Source organism: Protofrankia sp. CiP1_Cm_nod3 (assembly GCF_982290655.1).
Genome location: NZ_CEVIVD010000149.1, coordinates 2,847 through 9,714, shown reverse-complemented (window position 1 = coordinate 9,714; position 6,868 = coordinate 2,847). Strand labels below are relative to the sequence as shown.

Here is a 6,868-nt window from a genome sequence, read left to right as displayed (position 1 = left end):
GAGTCCACGATGGCACGGGTTGAGCGGAGAGCGGTCGGTGCCGGTCCGGTAGCACAGTTCCGGTGCCGCAGGCCACGGTGTTCGCCCCATCGGCCCTGCTCACGGTGACGATCGAGGAGCGGCGGAGGAGGCGAGCGACCTTCATCTCCCTGCTGGGACAGGGACATCGATCGCCCGCATGCCAGCCGCTCTGGCCGTTGACGTACGCCTCGGCACTCCGGCCGGCGGGGAGTTGGGCGCCGTGCACGCGCGTCCCGGCGTTGCGCCCGGTTAAGGCGGAGCCGGACGGGTACTTGGCCATGAGCGCACAGCGGCGGCGGTGCCTGTGGCCCTGTGGCCCTGTGGCCCGTTCCGCCCGGGCCGGCCCGCCTCCGGTCGACCTACGGCAGGAGCGACATGGCTTTCTACGACCCGGTGGAGTCGAGTTTCTATTCGTGGTGCGTCGAGCGCCTGTTGTCCTGCGCACAGCTGAGTCCCTACACCGCCGCCGGTGTGGCGGAGCTGGGGGCGGGTACCGGGATCCCGCTGCTGGAGGCCGTCGGCCGATCGGAGACGTTGGCACAGGTCCGTGGATTTGAGCGCGACCCCGACGCGTTCCGGTCAGCCCGCCGGCTGACGGAGCTGAAGGGGCCGGTGAACTACACCGTCCAGTTCGGGGACTTCTTCCGCTACGCCAGCGGGGCAACGGAGCGCTGCGTGGTCGCCAACCCCCCGTACCTGCCGGGGCAGCCGCGGCGGCCGGGTGCTCCCGACCTGTACGGCGGGGCGCGAGGAGCCGAAGTGACCTGCCGGATTCTGGGCTGCTCCTTCGACCTGGTGATGGTGATGGTCGCCTCGATCTCCGATCCGCTCGGCGTCCTGGCGGAGGCGACCCGCTGTGGGTACCGGGTGGTGGACTGGGTGACGCGCCCGATCAGGTTCGGCTCCTACTGCCGCGACCCCGAGGTGTGGCGGCGCATCCAGTCCCTTGCCGCCGCCGGGCAGGCATTCTTCCACCAGGAGGGCTACCTGCTCGCCGGTGTCACCTGGATCCGTGACCACAGCCGTGCGTACCCGCCCGGGAGGGACTCGGTGGTTCTGGCCCAGGTGCTGAGCGCGGGCGCCGCGGCGGTGCCGGCATGACCGCCTCCCGCCCCCGGCCCGTGACCACGGCCTTCCGCGGGCCGAACGATGCCGGCTACGGCGACGTTCTCAGCCCGGCCGAGCTCGGGCCGAGCCCCCTGCCGCGCCCGCGGGGCACCCTCAGCGCCGTTCTGACCACCGCTCTGGCCGGGCCGGTCCATGCCGTGGACAGGGTGCCCGCGGCCGACGATGACGCCCTGTTCGGTGAGGACGCCGCCCTCACCCTGTACTGCCTGTACGAGCTGCACTACCGCGGGTTTGCCGATGTGGCGGACGGCTGGGAGTGGGAGCCGTCGCTGCTGGGGCTTCGCCGGCTCCTGGAACGCGATCTCCTGGCCCGGCTGCGGGAGGACGTGGACCTCGCCGCCCCCGGCACCGAGCCGGGCGACCTCCTCGCGGACTGGGATCGCGGGCGCGCTGCGCCGCGTCATCGACGCTCCCGGCGGCCCGTCGCTGTCGGGGTATCTCGCCGAACGCGGTTCGCTGGGCCAGTTCCGTGAGTTCGCCGTCCACCGCTCCCTGCTCCAGCTCAAGGAAGCAGATCCGCACTCGTGGGCGATTCCCCGGCTGGCCGGCGCGGCGAAGGCCGCGCTGGTCGAGATCCAGACCGACGAGTACGGTCACGGCGCCCAACGGGACATGCACCAGACCCTCTTCGGCCTCACCCTGCGCGCCCTGGGACTGGACCCGGCGTACGGGGCCTACCTTGACCGTGTCCCGGCCACCACGCTCGCCACCGTCAACGTGCCGTCCTTCTTCGGCCTGCACCGCGAGCACCGGGCCGCGCTCGTCGGTCATCTCGCCGTGTTCGAGATGACCTCGGTCGGGCCGATGAGTGCCTACAGCGCCGCCCTGCGCCGCCACGGCCTGCCCCCGGCCGCCCGTCTGTTCTTCGACACGCACGTCGTGGCGGACGCCCACCACCAGACGGTCGCCGCCGACGCCCTCGCCACCGGCCTCGTGCGGGCCGAGCCCGGCCTCGCTGCCGGCCTGCTCTTCGGCGCGCGGGCGGCGATGGCCGTCGAGGCCCGCGCCGCCGAGGCAATCATGACTGCCTGGGAGAGAGGGGAATCGTCCCTGATCTGATCCGCGGCGATGAACAGCGGTTGCTCGGCAGGTTCGTCTGGGGTCGTCTTCTTGGTCGTCTTCTTCTTGGTCGTCTTCTTCTTGTGCCGTCCCGCGGCCGGATGTGTTCCGGATGTGTTTTGGTCCCGGCGGCCAAGGGAGAGCGGTGGGGACGGGTGGTGCCCGCGCGGGCGCGCCCGACGGCCGCCGCCAGCCCGTCGGCGCCGGGGCTGGCCGCACCCGGCTGGTCATCCTGAGTCCGCGGCGGGTGCCGACTGAGTCCGCGGCCGGGTGCCGAACTTCGTCCAGCCCAGGGAGCTCGACCTGACATCCTTTGATGGCCGCCTCGTCGACGACCGCGGCGTGGTGACTCTGAGCCTGGCGGGACACACGGCCACCGACTCCGAAACCGCCGAGTTCGCTTCGGCCTTCACCACGGCGGTGGCGGCCCACCATCATTTCGACCGCCACGCCGAGCTCGTCCCAGCCTGAGACCCGTTCCGTCGCTGCCGGAGCATGCCGCCGCTGCCGAGGCTCATGGTGCCGAGCCCGTGCTGTCGGTGCCCGCGGTACCCGGGCCTCGGCCGCGCCCTCACGGCCCGGCTCATCCATGTCACCCGGGCGAGCCCACAACGGCCTGAACGACCTACCGGTCCCCGGACCACGACGTGAGGAGGGCCTTCAGAGCCGGACCGGTTGGTGACCACGCCCGGGCCGGGCACGAGGGCGTCCAGCACGTACCCGAAGACGGCCCGGTCGGGGATACGACGGCGGTGGCAGCCCGGCCGGTGGGCGGGGCCGGACTCGAGCGGCGGTCCGCTGGTGTGCCGGGTCAGCAGGGCCTCGAACCAGCTCCAGATCGGGCCGGGCAAGGATGATGGGACGGCAGGCATGAGATCCTCCAGCGCTCACGGAATGTGACGATCCGACGGTCACCGGGTTCCGTGCCTGCTCACATGCCGATCTCCTGGACCCGCGCCTATTGCCGGTCACTCCTACTCGTCCAGGCGTTTCCCGTGGTAGCCGGCGGGTCATCCCTCGAGAACGAGTCCGGAGGGTGGGGAATTTGACGTCTCCTGTTTGCTGAGCCGTCGCTGCCGGTGCACTGACGATGATGCGGAACGTCACTAATCTGGCTTCGCTCCCCAGCCAGGCGCTGCTTTCCCCCTGACCCATTCTGGAGGTCCGCCCGTGTCCCCTGCCGTTGCTGTCCGGCGTCCACGCTGGCTACTGAGCATGCTCGGTGCCGCCGTCGTGCTGGCCGTCGCGTCGATTGGTGTGTGGAGCGCGGAGCCCGCGCACGCCGCGGCGCTCCCCACACCCGACCACGTCGTCGTCGTGGTGCTTGAGAACCACGCCTACTCCCAGGTGATCGGCAGCTCCAGCGCTCCCTACATCAACTCACTGAAGACCGGCGGCGCGAACCTCACCGCGTCGTACGCCATCACCCACCCCAGCCAGCCCAACTACATGGCGCTCTTCTCCGGGGGAACCCAGGGCATCACCAGCGACAGCTGCTACACGCCCGGGTTCAGCAGCGCCGCCAACCTCGGCTCCGAGCTGATCGCGGCCGGTCTCGCCTGGGGCAGCTACAACGAGGGCCTGCCCTCCCAGGGCTCGACGATCTGCACCAACAGCAGCACGAAGTACGCGCGGAAGCACAACCCCTGGTTCGGGTTCAGCAACGTGCCGACGAACACCGCCTACACGTTCGCCCAGTTCCCGACCAGCTACTCGACCCTGCCGAAGATATCGTTCGTCGTCCCGAACCTGTGCAACGACATGCACGACTGCTCCGTGAGCACCGGTGACACCTGGCTGCAGAACAAGCTCGGCGCCTATGCCACCTGGGCCACGACCCACAACAGCCTGCTCATCGTGACCTTCGACGAGGACAACAGCCTCAACGGCAACCACATCCCCACGGTGCTCTACGGGCAGCACGTCACCGCGGGCAGCTCCTCGTCGACGACCTACAACCACTACAACCTGCTGCGCACCCTGGAGGACCTGGCCGGTCTGACGACACACGCGGGTAACGCCGCCAGTGCGTCGGACATCACCGGCATCTGGAGCTAGCGTCCGTGTACCTCGCGGACGCGTACACCGTCCCCACGTCTGCTGGCCCGGGTACCGACCCGGGCCAGCAGGCCGCGGCGCCCACCCCTCGCGTCACACCGCGGGCCGTCGCGCGGGCGCTGCCGCGCACGGTCCTCGTGCTGGGAACGGTGAGCCTGCTCACCGACGTCTCGGCCGAGATGGTCACCGCTGTCCTACCGCTCTACCTGGTGGCGGAGCTGGGCCTCTCACCGCTGGGTTTCGGCCTGCTGGACGGCATCTACAACGGCTTCAGCACGCTGGTCCGCCTTGTCGGCGGCCATCTCGCCGACCGCGGCGGACGGCACAAGGCTGTCGCCGCGGTCGGCTACGGGCTGTCCGCGCTGTGCAAGCCCGCGCTGCTCCTCGCGCACGGGGTGGCGTCGATCGGTGTGGTGCTCGCGGCCGACCGGACCGGCAAGGGGCTGCGGACCGCTCCGCGCGACGCGATGATCTCCCTGGCGTCGTCGGCCGAAGCCCAGGGCCGCTCGTTCGGCATACACCGGGCGATGGACACCGCGGGCGCGCTGCTGGGCCCGATCATCGCCTTTTTCGTGATGCGGGCCGCGGTTGACGGATTCGACGCCCTGTTCATGGTGAGCTTCTGTATCGCCATGACGGGCCTGGCGGTCCTGCTGTTGTTCGCCCCGGGCCGCGGCCACGCGACGGCCCAGGACGCGACGGCCCAGGACGCGCGGGAGGAGGCGGCCGTCTCCGCGCGCGCGGCGTTCGGCCTGCTGCGTCGCCCCGATCTGCGCTGGTTGGCGCTGTGCGCGTTGCTGCTCGGCCTGGCCACCGTCAGCGACTCCTTCCTCTATCTGATGCTGCAGCGCGACCTGGCCATGCCGCGGGAGTGGTTCCCGCTGTTGCCGGTCGCCACGGCCGGGACGTTCCTGCTGCTGGCGGTGCCGTTCGGACAGGCCGCCGACCGGTTCGGTCGCTGGCGGGTCTTTCTCGCCGGGCACGTCGGCCTGCTGGTGGCGTACGGGCTGCTGCTCGTGCCGGTGGGCGACGCGGCGCTGCTGGCCGTCGTCCTCGTCCTGCACGGCGCCTTCTACGCCGCGACGGACGGGGTGCTGATGGCCGCCGCCGCGGTCTCGGTGCCTGCGCGGCTGCGCTCCAGCGGCCTGGCCCTGGTGCAGACCGCGCAGGGAAGCGCCCGGTTCGCCTGCTCGCTGCTCTTCGGGGCCGCCTGGTCGGCCTGGGGGGACCGCGCGGCGTTGGCTTCCGCGACGGTCGCGCTGGCGACCTGCGTCACGTTGGGCGCGGTTGCGCGGCCCCTGCGGGCACTGGGGACGGCGGCATCGCGGGGAGCCGCGACATGACGGACCGCGCCCGGCTGGTCGTACTGTTCCTGACCGTCGTCCTGCTCGGCGGTGTCTCCGTCGGCTGGGTGCGGTACGCCTCCGAGCGCGGTGCGCTCAGGGACCGCCAACAGCAGGACGGCCCGTCGGTGGCCGCCGGCCGGGTCACGCTGGCCGGGACCGGCGCCGGCCCTGGCGCCGGCACCGGCACCGGCACCGGCTCGACCGGGCAACAACGGCTGGTCTTCCGCAACATGCTCTGGGGCCCGCAACGGGACGAGCTGGTGTCGGTGGCCGCGTCGGCGCCGGCCGGCCCGCGCACCGCGTCGGATGTCCACTGCCTGCGCTTCTACGCCGCCGCCGGTACCGGCATCTGCCTGCAGCGGCTGCCGGGCACGCTCGAGGAGAGATACCGGGCGGTGGTGCTGGACGCGGAGCTGCGTGAACAGCGGCATTTCCCGCTGGGCGGCATCCCCACCCGGGCGCGGGTCTCGCCCAGCGGCCGGATGGTGGCGTGGACGGTGTTCGTCAGCGGTGACTCCTACGCGGGTACCCAGTTCTCCACCCGCACCTCGATCCTCGACACCCGCACCTGGACGCTTCAGCAGTCGCTGGAGGACTACCAGGTGATCATGGATGATAAGGCGTACCGCGGCGCTGACGTCAACTTCTGGGGCGTCACGTTCGCCGACGACGACCACTTCTACGCCACCCTGGCCACCCGCGGGAAGACCTACCTGGTGCGCGGGGACGTCCGGGCCAGGACCGTGACCACCCTGCGCGAGAACGTCGAGTGCCCGTCGCTGTCGCCCGACGGCACCCGGCTGGCGTTCAAGAAACGGGTGCCGGAAGCCTCCGCGGACGCGCCGTGGCGGGAGTACGTCCTCGACCTGCGCGACATGCGGGAGACACCGCTCGGCGAACACCGAAGTGTTGACGACCAGGCCGTCTGGCTCGACAACAGCACCCTCGTCTACGCTCTCGCCGGTGACTACGGCTCGGATCTGTGGACCATCCCGGCCGACGGCACAGGTAGCCCCACCCGGCTGACGACCGCGGCGCTCGCACCCGCCGTGATCGGCTGACCGCCCGCGCGCCACGGGCGTCCTCCTGCGACCCGGGTCAGACGGGCTTGGCGGTGGTGTAGCGGGCGGCGACGTCCAGAATCGACGCCGGACGGCCGCGGCGGATGCCCGACGAACAGCGCCTGGCACCGAGAGTGACCGTCAATGCTGGTCAGTTCAGGAGGCCCGGCATTGTACGAACCGGCCTCTCATGCG

At 71.2% G+C, this 6,868-nt stretch carries 6 protein-coding genes; all 6 read left to right on the top strand.

What is annotated here, in order from left to right; translation table 11 throughout:
• Positions 1-396: 396 nt before the first annotated feature.
• The 6 genes from AC5LUJ_RS20450 to AC5LUJ_RS20425 all read left to right on the top strand — a co-directional run bounded on the left by AC5LUJ_RS20450 (position 397) and on the right by AC5LUJ_RS20425 (position 6,673).
• Positions 397-1,122 (top strand): class I SAM-dependent methyltransferase, encoded by a 726-nt coding sequence (locus AC5LUJ_RS20450; RefSeq protein WP_250285690.1) that lies wholly within the window; start codon positions 397-399, stop codon positions 1,120-1,122.
• A gap of 264 nt (positions 1,123-1,386) precedes the next feature.
• On the top strand, positions 1,387-2,208 hold the full coding sequence (locus tag AC5LUJ_RS20445) for an iron-containing redox enzyme family protein (protein WP_493465538.1): 822 nt from the start codon (positions 1,387-1,389) through the stop codon (positions 2,206-2,208).
• Between the two features lie 270 nt (positions 2,209-2,478).
• Entirely contained in the window at positions 2,479-2,679 is a 201-nt protein-coding gene (locus AC5LUJ_RS20440; protein WP_493465537.1) for a hypothetical protein, read from the top strand.
• A gap of 699 nt (positions 2,680-3,378) precedes the next feature.
• The gene (locus tag AC5LUJ_RS20435; RefSeq protein ID WP_250291593.1) at positions 3,379-4,266 is read left to right on the top strand and encodes an alkaline phosphatase family protein; all 888 of its coding nucleotides are present in this window, start codon (positions 3,379-3,381) and stop codon (positions 4,264-4,266) included.
• 5 nt (positions 4,267-4,271) lie between these two features.
• Positions 4,272-5,609 (top strand): MFS transporter, encoded by a 1,338-nt coding sequence (locus AC5LUJ_RS20430; RefSeq protein ID WP_250291595.1) that lies wholly within the window; start codon positions 4,272-4,274, stop codon positions 5,607-5,609.
• Positions 5,606-6,673 carry a TolB family protein gene (locus AC5LUJ_RS20425; RefSeq protein WP_250285695.1) on the top strand — a complete coding sequence of 356 codons (1,068 nt, stop codon included), beginning with the start codon at positions 5,606-5,608 and terminating at the stop codon, positions 6,671-6,673. Before AC5LUJ_RS20430 ends, AC5LUJ_RS20425 begins: the two co-directional genes overlap by 4 nt.
• Positions 6,674-6,868: the final 195 nt, after the last annotated feature.

Bases quoted from the DNA above. Each gene is read 5' to 3' on its own strand.
- AC5LUJ_RS20450 (WP_250285690.1), top strand. From the start codon at position 397: ATGGCTTTCTACGACCCGGTGGAGTCGAGTTTCTATTCGTGGTGCGTC.
- AC5LUJ_RS20445 (WP_493465538.1), top strand. From the start codon at position 1,387: ATGTGGCGGACGGCTGGGAGTGGGAGCCGTCGCTGCTGGGGCTTCGCC.
- AC5LUJ_RS20425 (WP_250285695.1), top strand. From the start codon at position 5,606: ATGACGGACCGCGCCCGGCTGGTCGTACTGTTCCTGACCGTCGTCCTG.